Below are 23,989 nucleotides of genomic sequence, written 5' to 3'. Positions count from 1 at the left end.
TTATCTGCCTTCAATCGCATCTTTACATTGTTTTGCTGCTGCAACTGGGTCGTCTGCATTCGCAATTCCGCCACCAACTACAACTAAGTCTGGTTCTTCAGCCACAACTTCTTTAATAGTATCTGGTTTAATACCGCCAATTACTGCAACTTTAGAATTATTGATAACTGATTTTACTTGGCGAAGACTTTCTAATGGTGATTCACCTTCAGCTTGTAAATCATAACCTGTATGCACCGCAATATAATCAGCACCTAATTCATCTAATTCTTTTGCACGTTTTTGTAAATCTTGCACGGCAATCATATCCACTAATAATTCTTTGCCATTTTTATGTGCTTCTTCAACTGCAGCTTTGATTGATGCGTCTTCAGCTACACCTAAAATCGTAACAACATCTGCGCCAAATTTAATCGCTTGGCTCACTTCGTAGTCTGCTGCATCCATAATTTTCAAGTCTGCTAAGACCTTAACGCCATCAATATTATCATTTAAATGTTGAACTGCTGGTAAACCTTCATTAATAACAATTGGTGTACCAATTTCTACAATATCTACATAATCTTTAACTTTATTTGCAAGTTCTGCTGCTTCTTCTTTATTTAATAAATCAATTGCAAGTTGTAATTCCAATATGATCCGTCCCTTCTTGAAATAAATGATTAAAGTCCTTTAATGACTCTGATTATTTAAAATCTTTCACTTAAAATGTCTACCCGTTTCTTAAAATTTAAAACGATATGCTATGATCTTGGTGCCGCTTCGTCATCAACATAAATTTCAACATTTGGATGAGCGTGTAAGATGGATGCTGGAATATCACTATTAACCTCGTTACGTGTCAACTGCTCTATAGCCGCTCTTTTCTTTTCTCCAAATGCTAACAAAATAATTCTTTGCGCTTTCAAAATCGTAGATAATCCCATGGAAACTGCTTGTTTCGGCACTTCATTTTCATTATTAAAATAGCGACTATTGGCACGAATTGTACTTTCAGTTAAATTCACAACATGTGTCGCGCTATTAACATCTGTACCAGGTTCATTGAAACCGATATGTCCATTTTCACCGATACCTAATATTTGGATATCGACTGGTCCTATTTGGTTAATTAAAGCTTCGTATCGTTGTGCTTCAGCATTTAAATCATCTGCATTCCCATTTGGAATATGTGTTCGTTCTATATTAAAATGCGGATATTGCTTAAATAACATCTTATCCATATAACTGTGATAACTTTGCTCGTGTTGCGTATCGAGCCCCACGTATTCATCTAAATTAAACGTTTCAACGTGACTGACATCCAATTGATTTTTGTGCAATAAATCCACTAGAAATTGATACATGTCTACCATTGTACCACCTGTAGCCAATCCCAATTTACTGTGGCTCTGTTGGCTCATTTGCTTATATAATTCGCACGCCACATAGAACGAAGCATATCTACGTGTCCCAAGATTTGTTATCTTCATTTACATTACCCCCATAAATTAGTAAATACTATCGAACTTCACAACTCTTCTATTACAAGATTCATTATACGTGTTTCTTTGGCGAATTAAAGCAATTGAAATCTATAACTCAATTACTATAAATAATAAAGAATTTCCCGATAATTGAGCAGAGTGATACATTTATTATCACTTTTTTAGTAAAATAGATAGATAAACAAAAATTCACGCATAATTTATAAAATTCACTTTTGTGGTAGAAAATGTAGTCGAGTCAGTTTAAACTAAGACATAGACTATTTTCAACAAATATTAAATGAAGACTATTCGATAAATGAATTTTAAATACAAGGAGGCTATCATTTGGAAAAAATAGACCCATCTTACGTGCAATCTTTACTTTCATCTTTTGAAAATAAAGCGGTCTACCTGCATGTTGAAACAACAAATGGTGCATATGCCGCACATTTTGATCAACGTGTATTTAATGCAGGCACCTTTTTACGAAACATACAAGTTACCTTTGAACACGCACAACTTAAAGGTGGCAACAAAGACCCATTTCGCGTTGGACTTAAACTGAAAGACAATGGTTGGGTATATGTTCAAGGTTTAACACATTATGAAATCAATGATAATGGCGAATTTCTATTAGCTGGATTTAACTACGAAGGACAATTGGCAGCTGCTCTAGAAATTAGCACGCAACCATTTAAAGCTTAAGGAGGGATATATCATGTCAGAGGAACGTCAAGTATTAGTGATTTTTCCACACCCAGATGATGAATCTTTCTCATCTGCTGGCACATTAGCACGCTATATTGATAATGGAGTACCGGTCACATATGCATGTTTAACTTTAGGTCAAATGGGCCGTAATTTAGGAAACCCACCTTTTGCAACACGCGAAACATTACCGGATATTCGTGAAAAAGAATTAGAAGACGCAATGGATGCAATTGGCATTACAGATTTACGGAAAATGGGATTGCGCGATAAAACTGTAGAATTTGAGCCACATGATGAAATGGATGCAATGGTCAAATCATTAATTGATGAATTACAACCATCTGTCATTATTTCTTTCTATCCTCAATTCGCAGTACATCCAGACCATGAAGCCACGGCTGAGGCAGTCGTTAGAACAGTAGGTCGTATGCCCGCATCTGAAAGACCACGTTTACAACTTGTAGCATTTAGTAATGATGCATCTGAAAAATTAGGTGCCCCTGATATTCTAAATGAGATCAGTGATTATAAAGAGGTAAAACTTCGCGCATTTGAGGCGCACGCATCTCAAACAGGACCATTCCTGAAACAACTGGCAACGCCAGAAGTGTCTGGAGAAGCTCACAGTTTCTTAGAAGTAGAACCTTATTGGACTTATAACTTTGAATCTTAAGTGGAGGCAATAGCATGACAGAATTTGACTTATCTACACGTGAAGGTCGATGGAAACATTTCGGCTCCGTTGACCCAATTGAAGGTACGAAACCAACGATTAAAGAAGAAATGAAAGACTTACAAAGCACAAATAAAAACTTTTTATTTGAAATTGAAGAAGTAGGTATCAAAAACCTAATTTATCCTGTATTTGTTGATCGTTTCCAATCAGCTGGAAACTTTAGCTTTTCAACAAGTTTGAATTTAGATGAAAAAGGTATCAATATGAGCCGTATTTTAGAAAGTGTCGAAAAACACTATAATAACGGTATTGAGTTAGACTTCGATACACTTTATCAAGTATTACGCAGTTTACAAAAAAATATGAATCAAAATGCCGCTGGTTTAGATGTTTCTGCAAAATGGTTCTTTGACCGCTACAGTCCAGTGACTCAGATTAAAGCTGTTGGTCATGCAGATGTCACTTATGGTTTGGCTATCGATCAAAAAGATGTAACGCGCAAAGAAATTACGATTGAGGCTGCAGTCACAACGCTCTGCCCTTGTTCAAAAGAAATCAGTGAATATTCAGCGCACAATCAACGCGGTATCGTCACAGTTAAAGCTTACATTAATAAAGATGCAGCTTTGACTGAAGACTATAAAGATACGATTTTAGATGCTATGGAAGCAAATGCAAGTTCAGTATTATATCCTATTTTGAAACGTCCTGACGAAAAAAGTGTTACAGAACGCGCTTATGAAAATCCAAGGTTTGTTGAAGATTTAATACGCTTAATTGCTGCTGATTTGGTAGATTTTGAATGGCTAGACGGATTTGATATCGAATGTCGTAATGAAGAATCAATTCATCAACATGACGCATTCGCCAAACTAAAATATAGAAAATAATATACATTTTTTTAATATACAAGCGAGTGGGACATCTATTTATGTCCCAGACTTTCTTAACGTAGACAACCCCTTCGCGAAATACTGCGAAGGGGTTATTTACGTTTTATTTGCCCGTAATATATTTTGAGTTGTAGTCGAATAATTATAATGAAACTTCAATACCCTTCTTGTTAAGTTCAGCATACCACTATACGTAATTCACATTTAACACCTAATCCATCCCTTTTAATTTGAAATATTAATAATTAATGTTTAGCAAATACATAGTATCGTTTTACTATACAAACATATTGATTAAGCCAAAGAACTATGTATAATAAAATTACAAAACATAGAGCCTATTACGAAATGTGTATCACTTTACAGCTATGATATTTGGTTGTGATTGTGAGGTGATAACACATGACAATTAATATTGAGATAAACCTATCAATTGCATTACAGATTATTGGAACTCTATATATTGTTTATAAGTGTAACAAGGTAAAAAAATAAGCTCCCGTTATTAGAGTAACGAGAGCACCTAACTGAATAGGCTGATTGTGATACATATTGTGAGTTTGAGACCTCTGTAATATGTGCTATGTTTTTGCACCTAGTCTTTGGTTGGCAGCCTGGCTAGGTGTTTTTTCTATCTATTATAGAAGTTCCCACATTTACATGTGACTTCTGTGAATTCATAATATCATGATATTACATGAAAATCTAGGGAAATCTATACAAAGGGTATTGACTTTGAAACTAGCGCTGGTAAAGTGTTTAATTCTCCTTTATTTTTACGAACTTAGTTCTTTGATGTAAAAAGTATTAACTATCACCTTTTTCATCAATTTAAATTAAATTACAGTTGAATTGTACCATCTTGCACATGCAAAAACTATCTTTATATCGTCTCACTCATGATACGTTCTTTTTTCTGTAATCCTAGGAATTAGGACAGAAATAAAATTTTATAAAAAGATTTCGTTGTCCCAACCCTATTTCTTAACTAATAACTGCGTTTTACATGTAAATTATTTTTTAAACAAAATTTACTACTAATTTGTCAGTGTAAAATTTTGATGCTCTTGATTAAAATAATAGCTATAAAATTCTCGATTATTAAAAAATTTTAAAACAATGCATGTAAAGAATTAAATTTAGCTAATGTCATTTATACAATTTTCATATTAAAATTATTATGCAGAAATTTTATTTCATTTTTACTAAGTTTAGTGAAACTATTTATGCATTTATGATAGAAGTTTCATCAATGAATCACAGCTAAGAAATGTTGTACTTCTTAAAATATCTCTTTAAAATCTCAATTCTAAAAACACAATATTTGAAACGTATTTTCCAAGTGACATTTACTATATTCATGAATGTACATATATAGAATTTATCAAATTAGTTGGCCCACTAGTTTGATGCCCTTTGAACTATTTGAATTAACCTCAAAGTATTTACCACATCAATCACAAACTACACTATTTAAAATGATTAAAAACTCTGCATGATCTACCAGACTAAATCAATTTTTTAAACTGCTGAATTCTTAAATTCAACCGTTATTTAAAATGGAGTGAGAAGACACCTATGAATACAATTTTATATGAAGAACATCGTAATCTTATCAAAAGAGCAATAAAACAAAATTTAAAATTGAGCTTCTTAGAAATTATTATTTTAGATAAACTTAAATATCTCAATAAAGTGAAAATAGACGCTGTAGAACTCAAAAACAACTTAAATATTGATAACACACCTATTTCTATACAAATTAATAATTTAAGTCGTTTAGGCCTTTTCAAAAAATCTCGAGATGAACATGATGAAAGACGCATTTATTTATATGACATTGATTTTAAACGTATTAATGAAATATTAGAACAATATCAGTTGATTGTATCGTCAATAATTACCATAGAATAAGACAACAAAACATATTTAAGCCACTCAAATACTGTTTATTACAGAATTGAGTGGCTTATTTAGTTACACTTATTATTTTAAATGTTCGTACGGACTATTTTTAACAAAAGAGATAATTTGGTCCACAAATAAGCGTGCACGTAATTGAAACTCTTCGTTATCTAAATAAAATGTACCGTCCTCTAATTTTTTATAATCTGTATCATGTGTTGCGATTTGTGTTGGTACAGCGATACCTAGAAGTGAACGTACAATCAAACGTAAATGTGATAATGGTTCAGAACTCACGATACCACCACTGTTACCAATTAATCCTACAGGTTTCATTTTAAAATCATCCATCGTTAAATGATCGAGTGCATTTTTTAATATACCTGAGTATGAACCATGATAATTTGGGCTACCCAACACGAAGAAATCCGCTTCACGCGCCTTTGTTTTCAATGTTTGCAGATTTTGTTTATAATCTTCGCTAGGATTTGAAGCTCCAGAAACATCTAATTGATGTATTGGAGATTCTGCTAAATCAAAGATATCTACTTCAAAGTCATGTTCTTCAAAGTGACCTTTTAAATATTGAGACAGTGCCGTTGTATGCGAACCTATTTTGGCACTACCTACTATGATTAATCCTTTCATTACTAATTCCACCTCATACTATTTTTGGTTGTTATCTTGAAGTAATTTCATAATTGCTTTACCCACACCACTATCTTCATTAGATGTAGTTGTATAAGCAGCAATTTCTTTAACTTCTGGAGCTGCATTATCCATAGCAACTGAATAACCAACGCGTTCTAGCATAGAAATATCATTCATATTGTCACCAATAGCCATCACGTTGTCCATTTTAATATTAAGACGTTCTGCTATTGTCTCTAATGCTATCCCTTTTTGAGCATCCGAATGCGTAATTTCAATATTACCTCGAGATGATGATGAAATAGCAAGACTTTCTGATTGCGCCAATTTTTCACTTACGCGATCAATTTTGTCTAAATCGCTATCAAAAGCTAATATTTTCATCACAATTTCACCAGGCGTATCTTCAATTTTGTCGTAGTTTTCTACAACTTTTAACGTGCCGTTGTCGATACGTTTTTGAATACCTGCTTTAATTTTCTCGACATCCGCTTTTTGACCTGCACGTTCAGCAATATCAATATAAATTTCCAAATCACGTTGTGGGTTTTCAGTATATATTCCTAAATTTGTATACACTTGATAATAAATATCTTCGTGCTTCAATTCTGTCGTAATTCTATTGATAAGTTCTCGATTTAAATTAGATGTACTCATAATATTAAACGACTCATCTCTAACTTCTGCACCATTCAAACAGATATAAGGTAGTTTCAAATCTGTTTGATTTACAGGTGCATTCGCTTCATAAAACGCACGTCCTGTCGCAATAACGACTGTAATTCCTTGAGATTGTGCATATTTGATTGCCTTAATATTCTCTTCTGATATCTCATGTGCCGCGTTTAATAACGTTCCATCCATATCTGTAGCAATTAAATTGATCATTTATTTACCTCTTTCCTTTGTAAAATCGATAACACAAAGATAATGACATTACGTGCGAATTCGCCACATTTTTGTAACATAATCATATTCTACCAAATGTTTATACATTTGTATTATCCTCTGTTCGACTGATTTTCTTTTGTTTTCTTATATTTTTAAAAAAGTCTGTTAGCAACTGACTGCATTCTGTTTCTAAAATGCCTGTCTCGACATGTGCCCGATGATTAAATCGAGGCTCTTGTAAAAGGTCCATGAGACTCCCAGCACAGCCACCTTTCGAGTCTTTCGCGCCATAGATAACATGCGGAATTCGACTCATTACGATACTTCCTGCACACATCACACATGGCTCTAATGTCACATATAAGCGACATCCTTCTAATCGCCAACTTTGAACTACCATAGCTGCTTTACGAATCGCGATATGCTCGGCGTGTGCAGTAGGATCTTGTGCAGATTCACGTAAATTATGGGCCCGTGCAATAATTTCATTATCTTTTACAACAACCGCACCGATTGGTACTTCTCCTATGTCGCCTGCTTTTCTAGCTTCTTCTATGGCAGCCTTCATATAAAATTGATGATTTGTCATGTATCTCACACACCTCACATATGGTACAATATTTATTGTCTATTTTAACATTGGAGCGTTTAATATGAAAAAACAATTTATTGCTGTGGAAGGCCCGATTGGCGTCGGCAAGTCTTCTTTAACACATAAACTGAGTCAAACTTATAACTTTTATGAAGAAAAAGAAATTATTACAGAAAATCCTTTTCTATCAGATTTTTACGAAGATATTTCAAAATGGAGTTTCCAAACAGAAATGTTCTTTTTATGTAACCGATACAAGCAATTTCAAGATCTCGCATTAATTGAAGATGGTATTGTTAGCGACTATCACATTCATAAAAATAAAATTTTCGCAAACAACACCTTAACTTCATCAGAATATAATAAATTTTCAAGAATCTATGATATTTTAACAGAAGATTTAGAAATGCCTAATATCATTATCTTTTTAGATGCTGATTTAGCAACTTTAAAAGCACGCATCGCACATCGTAATCGTAGTTTTGAACATCAAATCGCCGACGACTATTTATTAAATTTAAAACATGACTATAATGCATATTACGAATCTTTAAAAGCTGATGGTGCGCGTGTCATCCGTATAGATACAACACAACTTGATTTTATGAAATATGACAAAGATTATCAATATATTTTAGAATTAGTGAACCCACTGATTGGAGGACATGAGTATGAATAACTATGGTATCCCGCAAGATGCTATTATTACAATCGCTGGTACCGTTGGCGTTGGTAAATCCACCCTAACGAAAGCTTTAGCGGATCGTTTTAACTTTAGAACATCTTTTGAAAATGTAGATCATAACCCTTATCTAGATAAATTTTATAATGATTTCGAACGTTGGAGTTTCCATCTACAAATTTATTTTTTAGCAGAACGCTTTAAAGAACAAAAACGTATGTTTGAATATGGTGGTGGCTTTATCCAAGACCGTTCCATTTATGAAGATGTCGATATTTTTGCGAAAATGCACCAAGAACAAGGCACGATGAGTCCTGAAGACTTTGAAACGTATTCGCAATTATTCAATGCAATGGTTATGACACCGTATTTCCCTAAACCAGATGTGCTCATTTATTTAGAATGTGATTACGACGATGTTATACGTCGTATCCAACAACGTGGCCGTCAAATGGAAATCGAAACGGATGCAACATATTGGAAGAAATTGTTCCAACGTTATGAAGACTGGATTAGCGAATTCAATGCCTGTCCAGTTGTGCGTGTAAACATCAATGAATATGATTTACATGAGGACCCAGAATCATTAAATCCTGTTATCGATAAAATTCGCCATGTCATTCAGACATATCGTAAAGTCGATCAACGTTAATCTTGATATAAAATGGCACGAGGCTAGGACAACATATTTGTCCCAGTCTCGTGCTTTTTGGGTTACGCTAGTCTTATTATTTATTCAATCGGACTTCGGTTAATTATCTTTTCAATTTCATCGTCGGTTACGCGTTTACTATAATACTGATCAACTGTTTGTGATAATCCGTACGCACTCGCTTTATCTTGATCTGCAGTGCCGATATATAATTGACCTTCTGTGTCTTGGTATAAATCAAATACTGCGCCAGCATATCTCGCTTCCTGTTGTAACATGTATAATTCATCAATATCTTCACGTGGCACGTGCTTATAATAAAGTGTATGCGCCGTATGTTTACTTGTTTCCGCCTCAAAACCATTTGCTAAAGCGTGCGCATCTTCAGTCACTAATTTAACTTCATTGCCATTAATGTCTACAACTTTATATGTTTCTGATTGATAATCTGCATATTTTCCATCTATCATCCAATCACCTCATTATCATATGAAACTGGAACACAGTTAAACTGTATGTCTCGAGCACATCGCTAATGCTATATTAGCTTAGCCAACTACTTATTTAATATCTCTACAATTTCATTGGCCGTCTTAACAACATAATCCGCCTGTGTGAATTCATGTTCTAGTCCTACTCCTGTCAGTACAGCAATTTTCAAACCTAACTTGGCATTAACACCCGTTTGAATATCATTAGCTGTATCACCAACAATAACAACATCCTCTGGCGCTACATCGTACTGCTGAAACAATGGATTCAACACTTCTGGATTAGGTTTTTCAACTGCATCCGCTTCCGTAGAAATCACAACATCAAAGAAATGTGCAAAATCAGTTACTTCTAAAAATTGCTCCACACCTTTTTTAGAATCACTCGTTACGATTCCCATCTTATATCCTTGATGTTGTAACGTTTTCAAGGTTTCTGACATACCTTCAACAACTACATTTTCTGGCACTCTATTGTCTACTAACGTTTGACTACGACGTTGTGCCCATTGCGTTACGTCTTGATTCGCTATATCACAAAAGGCTTGTATCATCTCATCCAGTGCACCTGAAGCCATAATTGTTCCTGGTAATATTTCATCATCTACTACACCTAGATGCGCATATGCTGCTGACTTATCTTCAATACTGTGCTCATATGTTTCCATAAAATCATCGACAAGTTGTAATCCAATCTTCATCCAACTGCGATCAAAATAAATTATCGTGCCATCTTTATCAAATAAAATCCACTTCATTACGTGAACAGCTCCTATAAATTCCTAAGTTAAAATCTATTATCTATTATATTTTAATACAAAATTGTTTCACTAAACAAATCATGTCCTTTAAACATTTCTTATTTTAAAATAATGCAAAGTTGCAATGCTTATTGGTTGTGTTAGGATATAATCAACAACAATATATATTGTGTCATACATTCAACAAAAACAAATGGGTGTTAAAGATGGGTTATATCATTGTATTTATTATCGTTTCTTTAATTATTGGGGTTTATTTTTCAAAAAGAGACAAGCCAATGACGCCTTCAAGTTGGTATAAAGGTATTGCTATACTTGCCTTTGCTATGGTTATCGTAAGTGGTTTTTATAGTGTAGACGCTTTTAAGCAAGGATTTAAAGAGGGCATGAAAGAAGAAAGTGCTATAGAAGATGATTCTAAATAATTTTTAATGAGAGTGGGACAGAATAAAATTTTCTAATAAAAATTTCTTTGCCTCACCTCGGCAAGTATGACTAAGTTTGAAAAAAGCATAATATAAGCGTTTTTCAATTCCTATTAACTTTTATGAACTTTTAATAGTGGAGGTTATGCAATGAATAATGAAATGAAAGACTCTATATTTTGGAAACCAGGCTTCATACCTGTGTATTTCATCGCGGCATTGCTCCATTTTTCACTATTTTATTTCTATATTCGTACTAATAACTTTTCTATTTATTTGTTGATTTTCCTTTTAATTGGCTTAGGTATCGCCTCAATCATCTATAACGCTAACCCTAAAAATTGAATATCTTATCAAAAAAACAAGCTAGCGACGAATTAAGTAATCGTTTCTAGCTTGCTGCATTTATATATTAATATCTTGGAACAACGACTCTCCAACCTTGTGGATCTTCAAGTTTACCACTTTGAATACCAGTGTAATTATCGTATAATCGTTGCGTAATTTCGCCTGTTTCATTATTGTTGATTACAATTTCTGTTTCTCCGTATTTTAACTGACCTACTGGAGAAATCACGGCTGCTGTACCTGTACCAAAGACTTCAGTCAATTCACCTTTATTATGTGCTTCAATGAGTTCGTCGATAGATACTTTACGTTCTTCCACTTCATAGCCTAGATTCTGAGCAAGTTCAATGACAGTTTTACGTGTAATTCCTGGTAAAATACTGCCGTTTAATTCAGGCGTTACCAGTTTGCCATTCTCAACGAAGAAGATATTCATACTACCTACTTCTTCCACATATTTCTGCTCAACACCATCTAACCATAATACTTGGTCATAGCCTAATGCTGTAGCATTCGATTGCGCTAATAAACTCGCTGCATAGTTACCTGCAACTTTGGCGTAGCCCACACCACCACGTACTGCACGTACGTATTGGTCTTCTACATAGATTTTCGTTGGATTTAATGATGCACCACCATAATATGAGCCTGATGGTGATAGAATAATTAGTAATTTATATGAATACGACGGACGCACACCTAAGATACCTTCTGTCGCAAACACATATGGACGAATATATAATGATTGTCCTTCGCCTTCAGGTACCCAATCACGTTCAACATCTACTAATTGTTTTAATCCTTCTAGTAGTACTGCTTCGTCTACTTGAGGCATATCTAGACGTGCCAATGATTTATTAATACGTTTAAAATTCTCTGATGGACGGAATAAATCAACTTCGCCGTCATGTTTATATGCTTTCAAACCTTCAAATACTGATTGACCATAATGAAGGCCTTGTGCTGCTGGAGAAATTTCGATTGGACCATAAGGCACAATCTTTAAATCATGCCAACCTTGATCAATATCATAGTCGAAACTTAACATATAATCTGTGAAGTATTTTCCAAAACCTAATTCACTTGGATTTGGCTTTTCTTTTAGCGTTTCACGTTGTACAAACTTAATTTTTTCTGGCATGATGATTTCCTCCCAATGTTCATTTCTTAAGTAATATATTAAATTATACCAATCCAACGTTTGCTGTTCAATAATTTTCAAAAAATTTCAAATACAATAACAATAATGGTGCCATAAAAACTATACGTTGTATTACACCCCAAAATAATATCCGCTTGCTTAAAAATTAAAAAGCCTGGGACATAAATAGATGTCTCAGGCTCGTGTCAAATTAGGCAGTAGATGACTGAATTGAAAATGCGCTTATATCAAGCTTTTTTCAACCCTAGTCATCTTTGCCGGGGTGGGACTACGAAATCTTTAATATAAAATTAGATTTCTGTCCCACTCCCTATGCTTTTTCTTTTGCTTCAATAGCTTCTAACATAACTTTTGTCATTTTATTTAAATCGTATTGTGGATCAAAGCCCCATTCAGCTCTCGCACAACTTACATCGATACTATCTGGCCAGCTATCTGCAATCGATTGTCTTACTGGATCAACGTCATAATCTAATTTGAAGTCTGGATAATGTTCTTGAATTGCTTCTTTAACCATTTCTGGCTCAATACTCATACCACTTAAGTTATAAGCGTTACGGTTAATTAATTTAACACCGTCCGCTTCCATAAGTTGAATAATGGCATTAATCGCATCATCCATAAACATCATGTCCATAAATGTATCTTTAGCGATAAAGCTTGAATATTTTCCTTCTCTCACTGCTTGGAAATAAATATCTACAGCGTAATCTGTTGTACCGCCGCCTGGCTCTTTAATATGAGAAATCAATCCAGGGAATCTCACACTACGTGTATCTACACCAAATTTGTCAAAGTAGTATTGGCATAATAATTCACCAGCTACTTTATTCACACCGTACATAGATGTCGGACGTTGAATTGTCACTTGAGGTGTATTTACTTTCGGTGTTGACGGTCCAAATGCGCCGATTGAACTTGGAGTGAAGAATTGTAATCCATGTTCACGAGCAACTTCTAACGCATTCATTAAACCGCCCATATTTAAATCCCATGCAAATAATGGATTTTTTTCAGCAGTTGCCGATAATAATGCAGCCATGTGCATCATTGTATCTGGTTTGAATGATTCAACAAGTTCATTCATACGTTCTCTGTCTGTTACATCTAATATTTCAAATGGTCCATCAGCAATGGCAGCGCCTGCTTCAGGTTCTCTAATATCTGTAGCTAAAACATTATCATTCCCGTATAATTCTCTACATTTTACAACTAATTCAGTACCAATTTGTCCTAATGCACCAGTAATCATAATTTTTTTCATATTTCTATCTCCCTTGTATATTACAAAAAATGTAATGTATTTCTGAAGTGGACAACACTCTTATTTTCACTCACATTATACAATAAAAGCGCTTTACTGTATACATTGAGTGAACAATTCTATTGGATTTTAGCAAGGTACATCGCTAATGTCTAATATTTTACGGCTACAAAGGACGATTTTTTTTAATTACTTATCTTGCTATTTATCTAAAAACATCAGCACAGGTCCCCCACTTACACTTACAAATTTGACATATTTTGCCGATGTTGATATAAGATATATATTAAACGTTTTTGGAGATGATAATATGTTGCACAAAAATGCCACATTATTAATACAAAGCAGACGATTTAAGTAGTCGATGCTTTGTAAGCAATTTCCTTTTCACAAAGCATCTTTCTTATGCATACAGACAAACAAGATGTGAAAGGAATTTTAAAAATGAAACCACAAATACAACCTTATCAATTTAATTATATAAAAGAACGTATCGCTCACTTAGTCAATGTCTATAATTCGGTGAATGATCCCAATACGGTTGCTTCTATTAAAGACGTCACACGCGAGGAAATCCTTAACACATTTCCAACGCCAGATGCGACGATTCACTCAGAAGTAGAAAAATTAATGAATGTTCAATTAACAAAGGGCCAAGCAGAAAAAGTGTTAGAAACATTACAATCCTATGTCATCCCGTTTGAACATCCGACTAAAAAGCAAGTCGATAAGGTATTTAGGAAAATCAAAAAATTAAAAACACCACTAATCAGTGAAGAAATCCTTAAAGAAAGTACCTTCATTGGTTGGAATGATATTGCTTCAAACAGAAAATATATCATTTATTACAATACATTAGGTCAACTTGAAGGTTTTCATGGTGATATTTCAAACCAAACAGTCAAAGGCTTCTGTTCAATTTGTAATAAAGAATCACGTGTTAGCCTATTTATGAGAAAAACACGTACAGCCAATGATGGACAATATACTAAAAAAGGCGACTATATTTGTTTCGATAGTACAGTTTGTAACCGACAAATATCAGATTTATCGCATTTCCATCATTTCTTAAATAAAATACAATAACTTAAAATAATCGCGCTTATTGGGAGTGGGACATCGAAATCTCTTTTAGAAATTGACTTCTGTCCCACTTTTTTTATAGGCGCTATTTTATTTTCTTAAATAGTTGATAAATGTTTGTATCGTCCGTGCATTACTTCTATCTGAATGAGAGATGGCTGTAAAATAAATATAATAATCAAATGGTGCACCAATCGGCAACGTTTCAATCAACCCATTTAAGATAAATGGATCATCTTCTAACATCAAACTAGATACAATACTGACACCTAAACCTTCTGACACCGTTTTGATCAATACACTCGGATTATTGGTACGAAATACGATTTTTAAGGGGCCATTTTCTTCTTCAAATTGTTTGAAATTATGGTGATAGAAGTTTCGATCATATAAAACAAACGGATAGGCACTGATGGACTCCATTTGAACCGTATCTTGTAACGCTAATTTAGATTTTTTAGGAACTATCAACTTAAAATCTGTAGCAATATTCAATGCATGCATATCAATTTGTGGACCAAACGTTTCCGTTTCTGTCTTACCAATTAGTCCTATATCCACCGTATTCATCTCTATCATTTTCAATATTTCATCACGATCACTTTCAATGACTTCTACTTCAATATGCGGATAATCTTGTTTAAACGCTGATAATGCTTTTGGAACAATTTTGTTAAAAAGCGTTGGTATCGTTGCAATTTTTAATGAACCTGAAATGTTTGCATGTATCGCTTCAACTTCCGATAACAGTTCATCTTGCGCCTCTAAAATATTAATCATACGTGGAATTAACTTCTTACCAATATCTGTTGGCAACGTCCCTTTACGCGACCGTTCAAATAGTTTAGCGTCTAACTCCGACTCCAGGTTGGCAATCGATTGACTCATTGCAGATTGACTAATATGCATTGCTGCTGCAGCATGGACGATTGATTCAGTTTCATATATTTTTTGAACGTATGCGAGTTGTTCAAAATTCATTTACTCACCTCTTTTATATAAGCGTTACTTATGGAAATATCAAAAATACTAATTTTACATTAGCATATATTAATCATTATAATAAATAGTACAGACAAAATAGTTAAAGGACGGTTATTATATGTACGATAAACTCTGGTCGAAAGACTTTATCTTTATCACATTGGTCAATTTCTTAATGTATTTAATTCATTATACATTAATCGTAACAGTTACCATATTTACAATAGATAAATTTCACGCATCTGAAAGTATGGGCGGTTTAGCTGCCGGTATTTTCATTATTGGTATGTTATTCGGACGGCTTGCCGCCGGACGCGTGATTGATTATTTACAACCCAAAAACGTATTACTCTTCGGTATCATTTGCTCCATTATTACAGTCGGATTATATTTCGCAATTCATAGTTTAGCGATATTAATGATTGTTCGCCTATTGCATGGTATCGCATTTGGATTAGCATCGACAGCAACTGGTACAATTTCATCTAGAATTATTCCTGAAAATCGTAAAGGCGAAGGGATCGGCTATTATGCACTGAGTGTTCCAACCGCATCTGCTATTGGACCATTTTGTGGAATTATTTTAAACCAACGTTTTGGTTTTGAATCAATATTCGTAGTTAGTCTCGTAATTATACTTATTGCATTTATCGCTGCGTTATTTGTAAAACGTTTACCAAAAGCACAACCTACTAAAAGTAATAATGCTGAAACAAAAGGATTGGGCGCTTATATCCAAAAAGAAGCACTACCAATTTCATTTGTCATTATCTTCGTGGGTATTGCTTATTCAAGTGTGCTATCTTTCTTAACGGTTTATACTGAACAAATCAATCTCGCTACTGCATCTAGTTTCTTCTTTATTGTTTATGCAGTCAGCACATTTGTGACACGTCCATTTACCGGTAAAATTTATGATAATTACGGCGAAAATAAAATCATGTATCCTGTATTAATCAGTTTCACACTTGGCTTAACACTTTTAGCGCTAACACATACAAGTCTGTTATTACTCATATCAGCAATCTTTGTAGGTATTGGCTACGGTACAATCGTTCCAAGTGCCCAAGCCATTGCTATTCAACAATCACCTAAATCGAAAATTGGATTAGCAACGTCTACATTCTATATGTTCGCAGACTTTGGTGCAGGCATTGGTCCATTTATTCTAGGTATTCTCATCCCATTCATGGGTTACCGCAATTTATATGTCACAATGGCCATACTCGTTATCTTTTCAATCGTACTTTATTACTTTATGCATGGTAGAAAAGCGACTCGTTAACGAAACATTTGGTTACTTCAGATTACAGCATAGTTTAAACTATAAACTACCTAAAGAACTTTAATTTAAAGATAGTCAATTTTGTGTTGAACTAGGGTCTTCGCAAGCACTACAAAAGTAAAATAGACGATTAAATCATATCAAAAACCCCTCACTACGCCGAATAGTGAGGGGTTTAATGCATTAAATGCAGGTTGTCTTGATAATTAGCCTTTTAACTTTTTCACAAGTGAAGACTTTAATCCGACTAAGCCGATTTTATCAACCTTAGCGTCTATATCATGACCGTCTTCTGGTTCTACGATACGGATACTTTTCACTTTAGTACCTTGCTTAATGACAAATGATGTACCTTTTACTTTTAAATCTTTAATTACTGTTACTGAGTCCCCATCTTCAAGGACATGACCATTTACATCTCTTGTAATTTTTGCTTCTTCATTCTCACTGTTTTCAGCAGCTGACCATTCATGGCTACACATTGGACAAACAAGTAAGTTGCCATCTTCATATGTATAGCTCGAGTCACATTCTGGACAATTTGGTAAAGTATATTCCATTATTAAACCTCCATTAAATTGTTCTGTTGCGCATAATCTACCATATTATAAAATATATAGCCTATTTTCTCCACAATTTTTACAAAGTTTTCAATCTCAGCCAAATATTTATTTTCAAATATTCCACATAAAAACCACATAAAAATGTTTAATAATGTTTTTAAGTGGAAAAGTACTGGTGTCACAAATCATAAAGGAGGCTTTTATAATGAGTAAATTTGATGATTTTAAAGACCAAGCGCAAGACAAAGTAGACGAAGTGAAAAACGATAAAGACAAACAACAAGAAGTTAAAGATCAAGCACAAGATAAAGCAAAAGATTTAAAAGACAAATTTTAATAATAGATAACGTAAATGATTTAGTTCATTAAAAAAACATCGACCAAGTACATATCGTACTTCGGCCGATGCTTTTTTATATGTCTTATGCTTCTAATTCAAGTTGTTGTGCGATTTCTTGCTTTTTACTATCAAAATCACAATCACTTTGATCAATAGGTTGCCCGGTTTCTGCTACGCTTTTTATGCTTTCCATTTGAAATTGCCAACCTGAGAAATCGAGTACAATATGTGGAAAGGCATACGGTAGAAATTCATCAAATACGAGAATCGTCTGATTGCCCTCACCAATTACATCAAACCTTACTGTTCCACTATCCCAAGTATAACCAATCGCTTCATTGTCCTCGAAGGCAGTGATTTCCATTTCCATATCGTCTTGCCCTTCCATGTGAAACGTCATTTTACCGCCCACTTGTCGTGATTCAAATGCTAACTGCGGAAACCATTGTTGTATACCTTCTGTAGTACTTAGATAATGAAAGACCGTTGCAACATCTTTGTCGATTGTGATTTTCAAGGTTTGATATGCACCTTGATCATCTTTCGAATATACAGCATCCATATCATTCTGCCCCTTTCGATTAACAATACATAAGTTGTTCTGCATTTCGTAACTCTATCATGCTATTCCCGGCTTAATCCATTTTAATCTTGGAATCAGATTGATTCTCCAATTCTAATTTACGCGCTTTTCTTGTATATCTTAAATAAATCAAACCTAATAAGATAAACCATAATGGCGATAATACGACACCCATTCTTGTATCAGGTACGACTAATAAGATACCCAACACAAAGACAAAGAATAGTTGCACCAATCGAGCCGAGTGCACACCGCCTGGTAATTTAAATTTACTTTTTGCATGTGATTTAGCATGTGCTTTAACATATTTACTGTATGAATGCATAATAAACATCCATACCACGACTAATAATATTGTTGAAATCGCAGTTACATAAAAGAATACTTGTGTTGCATTAGGAATAAAATAATTCAGTAACACGGTAATGGATAATAATAAACATGTCACTAAGATTGCTATATATGGCACACCTTTTTTATTTGTTTTCATTAATAAATGGTGTGTTTGTTTTTTCTCTGATAAACCAAACAAGATTCTACTGTTTGCAAAAATACCACTATTACACGCTGATGATGCTGCCGTTAATACGACAAAATTAATTAAACCAGCTGCAAATGGTACCCCGATTAATGCAAATAAGCTCACGAATGGACTGTTATTTGGATCAATATCTTGCCATGGAATAATTGACATCATAACTGCAAGCGCACCTACATAGAATAATAAGATTCGAATTGGCACACTGTTAATCGCTTTCGGAATTGTTGTCTCTGGATTCTTAGTTTCACCGGCTGTAATACCAAGTATTTCAATACTTGTAAATGAAAATACAACCATTTGGAATGACATGAAAAATCCGGAAGCACCATGTGGGAATAGTCCACCATTATTAAATATGTTAGATACACCCGTTTTCCCGTAAGGTGTCTGCATTGCAAACACAATCATGACAATACCAACGACAATTAATGCAACAATCGTCAATACTTTGATAATTGCAAACCAAAATTCTAATTCTCCAAACATTTTCGTACTTGTTAAATTAAACGCCATCAGTATCAAAATACAAGATAAAGATGTAATCCAGTTTGGTAAATCTGGTACCCAAAACTCGACGTATTTTGCCACTGCTGTGATTTCCGCCATACCTGACGTAATCCAAGTTAGCCAATACGTCCATCCGGTTACAAATCCTGCAAACGGACCAATTTGATCATGAGCAATATCGGCGAATGTCTTATACTCTGTGTTAGATAACAACATCTCCCCCATTGCACGCATGAACATAAATAATACAAAACCGACAATAATATAAGTGAGTAGAATAGATGGTCCAGTTAAACTAATGGACTGCCCAGCCCCTAAAAATAAGCCAGTCCCTATGGCACCACCAATCGCAATAAGTTGAATATGTCTATTGCTCAACTCTCTATTCAAAGTATTTGTCATAAATCTTGCCCCATTCAATTGTTTTTAAGCATCATCAAACCCATATACTTAGTTTATTAGCCCCTTTGTTTCATAAAATAAACTAATGTAATACATACACGTATATTTCTCAATAATGCTTGGTTGTATAATATTCTTTTTTTCTGAAAATTACAACTAATGATATAAATAAATTTTAATAACAATGTATTATTAGCCCTTTTGTTTTTTATCATTTTAAAGAATTAAAATATCAAAATAAATAATTAATTTGTCAGTCAACTACTTTAATCACATTCACCTTCTACTACATTTGTTTGTTAGATGTTCGAATTTTCAGATTTATTTGAAATGCAAATTAATAATCTATATACTTATCTACAACAAAGGGGAGGAAATACATGATGAAGAACAATATTTATGGTAATGTACCTTGTTTTTTAAACAGTAAAAATCTCACTCAAACAAACACATTAGATACAGATGTCATCGTATATGGTGCACCTTTTGAAGGAGAAAGTACATGGGGAGACTACACTGGTGTCGAATTAGGACCGAAACAAATCCGTGTATGCTCTGCGCGATACAGTCAATATTTACCAGAATTAGACCATATTGATATTAGTGAACACCTGACTATGGGAGATGCTGGGGATATTCCATATGTTGCTCACGATAATCAACAGAGCTATGACAATATTACGGATTTTGCCAAGAAATTATGGGAAAGCGGTAAATTCTTAGTTGGTTTTGGCGGCGAGCATGGCGTAACATATCCTATACTTAAAGCGCTCACAGAAACTGGGAAGAAAGTCGGTATTATACATTTAGATGCACACTACGATAATATGCCTGATTATGAAGGTGAAGCATATGCACGTAACACACCTTTTATGCGATTATACGAAACGGAAGGTATACGCAATGAAAGCATTATTCACACAGGTATTCATGGTCCACGCAATAAACCAGCTACTGGAAAATATGCTAAAGAAGCTGGTGCGGTCACTTTGACCATCAATGACATTCGTGAAGCTCAAGATTTAAAAGCCTATGCACGCAATATTTATGCACAAGCACAAAAGGATGTCGATGTGGTTTACCTAACGATTTGTAGTGATGTCTTAGATTTCGCATTCAACCCAGGTGGCCCTGTCGATGGCAATGGATTAAGTTCCTATGAATTATTGACGATGATTCATGAATTTGGCCAACTCGGCCTTTGCGGAATGGATTATGTTGAAGTCTATCCAATGATGGACACCAATCAAAACTCAGCACACTTTGTCTCTACAGCAGTCTTATATGTACTCGCTGGCCACGTCGCTTATTTAAATCAAACAAAATAATTGAGGAGTGGTTACATTGTTCAAAGATGCTAAGAAGATTCTACGTTCAATTGGCCCTGGGATGATTATCACTGCCTCATTTATTGGACCAGGCACCGTAACAACAATGACGCAAGGTGGTGCTGGTTTTGGTTATAGTTTATTATGGGCAGTCGCTTTTTCTATTATTGCGACAATCGTGCTACAAGAAATGATTATTCGCCTATCGCTCGTTACACGTGAAGGCTTGGGTGAGGCGATACAAGATTTATTTAAACATAGCATTGGCAAACTCATCATTGTATGGTTTACATTAATTCCCGTTACGATTGGTTGTGCGGCATATATTAGTGGTGATTTAATAGGTACTTCGCTTGGTGCTTCTTATTTATTACATTTGCCTGAGCACTGGGTTGCCCCTATTATCGGTGTCATCATCTTACTCATTGGATTATTTGGCAATTATCGCTTTTTAGAGAAAATCATGCTTGTACTTATGGTAATAATGGGCATTATTTTTGTAACCACAATGATCGTGATTAAACCAGATATTACTGGTATTTTAAAAGGTATGTTTATCCCTTCAATTCCAAATGGTTCTATCATAACTGTCATCGCACTTATAGGAACGACTGTAGTACCTTATAATTTCTTCATTCATTCCACAGCAGTACACGAACGCTTTGGAGATATAAAAGAACTCAAATACGCACGTTGGGATACAGTAATTTCAATTACGATTGGCGGTATCATTTCAGCTGCTATTTTAATCGCTGCTGCTACTTTAATACAAGGTAAAGAAGTAACAAGTGTCATTCAACTTGCTGGACCACTCGAACCTGTACTTGGTAATGCAGCGCCTTTCGTGATAAGTATTGGGTTATTTGCAGCAGGTCTTTCTTCTGCCATTGCTTCACCTACAGGCGCCGCTGCAACAATAAGCAGCTTACTTGGCTGGCAAGGCGGTATGGAGAGCAAGAAGTATAAAGCTGTATTTACAACCATTATCATCATTGGCATTATTACGTCTGCATTAGGCTTTGAACCGCTTCAAGTTTTACTTGTTGCGCAAGCACTTAATGGTATTATATTGCCCATTGTAGCCATACTGATCTTTATTATTATTAATAAGAAGAATCTTATGGGGCATTACGTCAATACGCTGTGGCTCAATCTTCTCGGCGGCGTTGTTGTTCTTGTCGTATCCTTCTTAGGTATCTACAGTTTGGTCGATGCTATTAATAATTTCCTGTCGTAACAACACATATATTTCCATAGAAAAACCACCTCTGCCTATATTTTGCTGACAGCGGTGGTTATTTTTATATCATGCTAAGATGCAATCTGTTACGCAAATTTTATTACGCATTTGATTCTGTTTCACATAAGTGTTTTAAACCTTTGAACATCATTTCATAACCTGCTTCTGTTTGTGATTTCGCATCACTTTTAGCTTTTTCTATTTCTTGTTCACTTTGCTTATCATCTATTTGAACTTTTATACCGTGATTGAATTTAACTTCGGTTTCGTCTTGTAAATCTATAAATTCTACCGTGATGATATCTTCTAATTCACTAAATTGTGGCATTTTAAATGAAAATATTAATTTATAAGGTTCTACGATATCTATATACGTGCCAATCGCTCTATATTCTATGCCATCTCTTACGTCCACAATTTCCCAGTCACCATTGACTTCTAAAGTGTTTTCCGCCACTTTATTCGTTTGTGGCATTGTCATAAACCATTGTTTAAATAACTTCGGTTCCGTCCACGCTTTAAATACTGTTTCTATATCTGCTTTCACTTTAAAAGTCATATCTAAATTTACAATTTCCCAGTCCATTACAATCACCCTCTCATTAATCTACCAATATCTATCTTACTGTTTCATTACCTATTTTGATTAAAATAAACGTATCTTAATTTTACACAAGCACTTATCAACGTACTGAATTCAAAACATCAATACCAAAACTCAAAAAAAGAAGCTAAGACCACAAATTGTCTTAGCTTCTAGCCTGCTATATTAAAAATTTCTTTATTGTACTTCAGTTCAGCATTAAATATTAATAACATTATAAAAAAATATACAATCTAAGCGTTACACTCTAATAAATAATAAAGTTGCCAATATTAAATAGAGTACAAAGCATATACCGAAACCTATTTTATTCATCACTATCAGCGCAATATATTCTCTAATAAGCGCTGTCGGTAAGAAATAATAGGCAGTTGGTGAGCCAATACCATGCGCTTTCAAATTCGCTTTTTTAGAATAAATCGCAGCACGTAAGACATGATAGTTATTTGTCGTAAATACGATTGTTTTATCATCAATTTGTTGTTCATTTCCAATATGTTGTTCTATTTTCTCTTTAGAAAACTTCATATTTTCAAGTGTTGTTGTTGACTTATCTTCAATAATCACTTTATCTTCTGGAATACCTTGTTTATACAAATATCGTGCCATTGCTAATGCTTCTGGTATCGGTTCATCAGGACCTTGTCCACCTGATACAACCATATACGCATTGTTATTTTTATAGTAATATTCAATCCCCTTATCTAAGCGGCTTTTCAATAACGGCGTAACTTCTTCGCTCCGAATACCAGAACCAAGTGTTATAATATAGTCCACTTTTCGTTTAAAGGCTACAAATTGATAAAATATCGAGTGAAGTAAATAGAGTACAAAGACAAATGTAAACAGTAAATCAATTAATTCTATATGACGGATTGTAATATTAAGTGCAACACTCTTAAAATTTCATAAAAAAATGCCCATAAACGGCACTCTATTGTAAGATGTTAATAACC

Annotated in this window: 28 protein-coding genes; 13 read left to right on the top strand and 15 right to left on the bottom strand. The window is 34.3% G+C overall.

Going from position 1 to position 23,989, the window contains the following annotated elements; translation table 11 throughout:
- Together hxlA and nagB are read right to left on the bottom strand one after the other, a co-directional pair.
- Positions 1-633 carry a 3-hexulose-6-phosphate synthase gene (gene hxlA / locus ACSULM_RS09915; protein WP_069994239.1) on the bottom strand — a complete coding sequence of 211 codons (633 nt, stop codon included), beginning with the start codon at positions 631-633 and terminating at the stop codon, positions 1-3.
- A 110-nt stretch (positions 634-743) separates the two neighbouring features.
- Complete coding sequence (gene nagB, locus ACSULM_RS09910; RefSeq protein ID WP_436862449.1) at positions 744-1,472, bottom strand: glucosamine-6-phosphate deaminase; 729 nt, start codon at positions 1,470-1,472, stop codon at positions 744-746.
- A 342-nt stretch (positions 1,473-1,814) separates the two neighbouring features.
- Here nagB and ACSULM_RS09905 point away from each other — a divergent pair, with 342 nt between their 5' ends.
- The 4 genes from ACSULM_RS09905 (at position 1,815) to ACSULM_RS09890 (ending at position 5,663) form a co-directional block, all read left to right on the top strand.
- The gene (locus tag ACSULM_RS09905; RefSeq protein ID WP_436862448.1) at positions 1,815-2,174 is read left to right on the top strand and encodes a YojF family protein; all 360 of its coding nucleotides are present in this window, start codon (positions 1,815-1,817) and stop codon (positions 2,172-2,174) included.
- A gap of 13 nt (positions 2,175-2,187) precedes the next feature.
- The gene (bshB2, locus tag ACSULM_RS09900) at positions 2,188-2,853 is read left to right on the top strand and encodes a bacillithiol biosynthesis deacetylase BshB2 (protein ID WP_436854925.1); all 666 of its coding nucleotides are present in this window, start codon (positions 2,188-2,190) and stop codon (positions 2,851-2,853) included.
- A 14-nt stretch (positions 2,854-2,867) separates the two neighbouring features.
- Positions 2,868-3,746 (top strand): GTP cyclohydrolase FolE2, encoded by an 879-nt coding sequence (gene folE2, locus ACSULM_RS09895; RefSeq protein ID WP_436862447.1) that lies wholly within the window; start codon positions 2,868-2,870, stop codon positions 3,744-3,746.
- A gap of 1,581 nt (positions 3,747-5,327) precedes the next feature.
- Entirely contained in the window at positions 5,328-5,663 is a 336-nt protein-coding gene (locus ACSULM_RS09890; protein ID WP_436862446.1) for a transcriptional regulator, SarA/Rot family, read from the top strand.
- Positions 5,664-5,735: 72 nt separating this feature from the next.
- Here ACSULM_RS09890 and ACSULM_RS09885 read toward each other — a convergent pair whose 3' ends face one another.
- From ACSULM_RS09885 to tadA, 3 genes are all read right to left on the bottom strand, one after another.
- Positions 5,736-6,302, bottom strand: coding sequence for an NADPH-dependent FMN reductase (locus ACSULM_RS09885; RefSeq protein WP_436854921.1), 567 nt, complete (start codon positions 6,300-6,302; stop codon positions 5,736-5,738).
- Positions 6,303-6,320: 18 nt separating this feature from the next.
- Positions 6,321-7,193: a Cof-type HAD-IIB family hydrolase gene (locus ACSULM_RS09880; RefSeq protein WP_436854920.1), complete on the bottom strand. Its 873-nt coding sequence runs from the start codon at positions 7,191-7,193 to the stop codon at positions 6,321-6,323.
- Positions 7,194-7,293: 100 nt separating this feature from the next.
- Positions 7,294-7,785: a tRNA adenosine(34) deaminase TadA gene (gene tadA / locus ACSULM_RS09875; protein ID WP_436862445.1), complete on the bottom strand. Its 492-nt coding sequence runs from the start codon at positions 7,783-7,785 to the stop codon at positions 7,294-7,296.
- Between the two features lie 64 nt (positions 7,786-7,849).
- Between tadA and ACSULM_RS09870 the strand changes: the two genes are divergently transcribed.
- Entirely contained in the window at positions 7,850-8,467 is a 618-nt protein-coding gene (locus tag ACSULM_RS09870; RefSeq protein WP_436862444.1) for a deoxynucleoside kinase, read from the top strand.
- Positions 8,460-9,122 (top strand): deoxynucleoside kinase, encoded by a 663-nt coding sequence (locus ACSULM_RS09865; protein WP_436862443.1) that lies wholly within the window; start codon positions 8,460-8,462, stop codon positions 9,120-9,122. Before ACSULM_RS09870 ends, ACSULM_RS09865 begins: the two co-directional genes overlap by 8 nt.
- 80 nt (positions 9,123-9,202) lie before the next feature.
- Here the strand turns inward: ACSULM_RS09865 and ACSULM_RS09860 are convergent, their stop codons facing one another.
- On the bottom strand, positions 9,203-9,592 hold the full coding sequence (locus ACSULM_RS09860; protein ID WP_436862442.1) for a hypothetical protein: 390 nt from the start codon (positions 9,590-9,592) through the stop codon (positions 9,203-9,205).
- A gap of 86 nt (positions 9,593-9,678) precedes the next feature.
- Positions 9,679-10,371, bottom strand: coding sequence for an HAD family hydrolase (locus ACSULM_RS09855; protein ID WP_436862441.1), 693 nt, complete (start codon positions 10,369-10,371; stop codon positions 9,679-9,681).
- 209 nt (positions 10,372-10,580) lie between these two features.
- Here ACSULM_RS09855 and ACSULM_RS09850 point away from each other — a divergent pair, with 209 nt between their 5' ends.
- On the top strand, positions 10,581-10,799 hold the full coding sequence (locus tag ACSULM_RS09850; protein WP_436862440.1) for a hypothetical protein: 219 nt from the start codon (positions 10,581-10,583) through the stop codon (positions 10,797-10,799).
- A gap of 162 nt (positions 10,800-10,961) precedes the next feature.
- Positions 10,962-11,144 carry a hypothetical protein gene (locus ACSULM_RS09845; RefSeq protein WP_436862492.1) on the top strand — a complete coding sequence of 61 codons (183 nt, stop codon included), beginning with the start codon at positions 10,962-10,964 and terminating at the stop codon, positions 11,142-11,144.
- A 67-nt stretch (positions 11,145-11,211) separates the two neighbouring features.
- On the opposite strand, the gene ACSULM_RS09840 is transcribed toward ACSULM_RS09845, so the two are convergent.
- Both ACSULM_RS09840 and ACSULM_RS09835 read right to left on the bottom strand, forming a co-directional pair.
- Positions 11,212-12,288 (bottom strand): branched-chain amino acid aminotransferase, encoded by a 1,077-nt coding sequence (locus tag ACSULM_RS09840; protein WP_436862439.1) that lies wholly within the window; start codon positions 12,286-12,288, stop codon positions 11,212-11,214.
- 331 nt (positions 12,289-12,619) lie between these two features.
- Complete coding sequence (locus ACSULM_RS09835; RefSeq protein ID WP_436862438.1) at positions 12,620-13,573, bottom strand: NAD-dependent epimerase/dehydratase family protein; 954 nt, start codon at positions 13,571-13,573, stop codon at positions 12,620-12,622.
- Positions 13,574-14,017: 444 nt separating this feature from the next.
- On the opposite strand from ACSULM_RS09835, the gene ACSULM_RS09830 reads away from it, so the two are divergent.
- The gene (locus ACSULM_RS09830) at positions 14,018-14,659 is read left to right on the top strand and encodes a FusB/FusC family EF-G-binding protein (protein ID WP_436862437.1); all 642 of its coding nucleotides are present in this window, start codon (positions 14,018-14,020) and stop codon (positions 14,657-14,659) included.
- Between the two features lie 87 nt (positions 14,660-14,746).
- Here the strand turns inward: ACSULM_RS09830 and ACSULM_RS09825 are convergent, their stop codons facing one another.
- Positions 14,747-15,637 (bottom strand): LysR family transcriptional regulator, encoded by an 891-nt coding sequence (locus ACSULM_RS09825; RefSeq protein WP_436862436.1) that lies wholly within the window; start codon positions 15,635-15,637, stop codon positions 14,747-14,749.
- A 121-nt stretch (positions 15,638-15,758) separates the two neighbouring features.
- On the opposite strand from ACSULM_RS09825, the gene ACSULM_RS09820 reads away from it, so the two are divergent.
- On the top strand, positions 15,759-16,925 hold the full coding sequence (locus tag ACSULM_RS09820; RefSeq protein WP_436862435.1) for an MFS transporter: 1,167 nt from the start codon (positions 15,759-15,761) through the stop codon (positions 16,923-16,925).
- A 206-nt stretch (positions 16,926-17,131) separates the two neighbouring features.
- On the opposite strand, the gene ACSULM_RS09815 is transcribed toward ACSULM_RS09820, so the two are convergent.
- Entirely contained in the window at positions 17,132-17,485 is a 354-nt protein-coding gene (locus ACSULM_RS09815; RefSeq protein WP_436862434.1) for a zinc ribbon domain-containing protein YjdM, read from the bottom strand.
- 208 nt (positions 17,486-17,693) lie between these two features.
- Between ACSULM_RS09815 and ACSULM_RS09810 the strand changes: the two genes are divergently transcribed.
- The gene (locus ACSULM_RS09810; RefSeq protein ID WP_436862433.1) at positions 17,694-17,825 is read left to right on the top strand and encodes a hypothetical protein; all 132 of its coding nucleotides are present in this window, start codon (positions 17,694-17,696) and stop codon (positions 17,823-17,825) included.
- A gap of 85 nt (positions 17,826-17,910) precedes the next feature.
- Here ACSULM_RS09810 and ACSULM_RS09805 read toward each other — a convergent pair whose 3' ends face one another.
- On the bottom strand, positions 17,911-18,390 hold the full coding sequence (locus tag ACSULM_RS09805; RefSeq protein ID WP_436862432.1) for an SRPBCC domain-containing protein: 480 nt from the start codon (positions 18,388-18,390) through the stop codon (positions 17,911-17,913).
- Between the two features lie 73 nt (positions 18,391-18,463).
- Positions 18,464-19,861: an amino acid permease gene (locus ACSULM_RS09800; RefSeq protein WP_436862431.1), complete on the bottom strand. Its 1,398-nt coding sequence runs from the start codon at positions 19,859-19,861 to the stop codon at positions 18,464-18,466.
- Between the two features lie 383 nt (positions 19,862-20,244).
- Here ACSULM_RS09800 and ACSULM_RS09795 point away from each other — a divergent pair, with 383 nt between their 5' ends.
- Together ACSULM_RS09795 and ACSULM_RS09790 are read left to right on the top strand one after the other, a co-directional pair.
- Positions 20,245-21,189 carry an agmatinase family protein gene (locus tag ACSULM_RS09795; RefSeq protein WP_436862430.1) on the top strand — a complete coding sequence of 315 codons (945 nt, stop codon included), beginning with the start codon at positions 20,245-20,247 and terminating at the stop codon, positions 21,187-21,189.
- Between the two features lie 16 nt (positions 21,190-21,205).
- On the top strand, positions 21,206-22,426 hold the full coding sequence (locus ACSULM_RS09790) for an Nramp family divalent metal transporter (RefSeq protein WP_436862429.1): 1,221 nt from the start codon (positions 21,206-21,208) through the stop codon (positions 22,424-22,426).
- 103 nt (positions 22,427-22,529) lie between these two features.
- Here the strand turns inward: ACSULM_RS09790 and ACSULM_RS09785 are convergent, their stop codons facing one another.
- Both ACSULM_RS09785 and ACSULM_RS09780 read right to left on the bottom strand, forming a co-directional pair.
- The gene (locus tag ACSULM_RS09785; protein ID WP_436862428.1) at positions 22,530-23,015 is read right to left on the bottom strand and encodes an SRPBCC family protein; all 486 of its coding nucleotides are present in this window, start codon (positions 23,013-23,015) and stop codon (positions 22,530-22,532) included.
- A 258-nt stretch (positions 23,016-23,273) separates the two neighbouring features.
- Positions 23,274-23,810 (bottom strand): YdcF family protein, encoded by a 537-nt coding sequence (locus ACSULM_RS09780; RefSeq protein ID WP_436862427.1) that lies wholly within the window; start codon positions 23,808-23,810, stop codon positions 23,274-23,276.
- Between the last annotated feature and the right edge of the window lie 179 nt (positions 23,811-23,989).

Source organism: Staphylococcus caeli (assembly GCF_051413795.1).
In the GTDB taxonomy this organism is placed as follows: domain Bacteria; phylum Bacillota; class Bacilli; order Staphylococcales; family Staphylococcaceae; genus Staphylococcus; species Staphylococcus caeli_A.
Note: the sequence above shows the minus strand (reverse complement) of the source record. Positions and strands in the feature narration are given on the sequence as shown.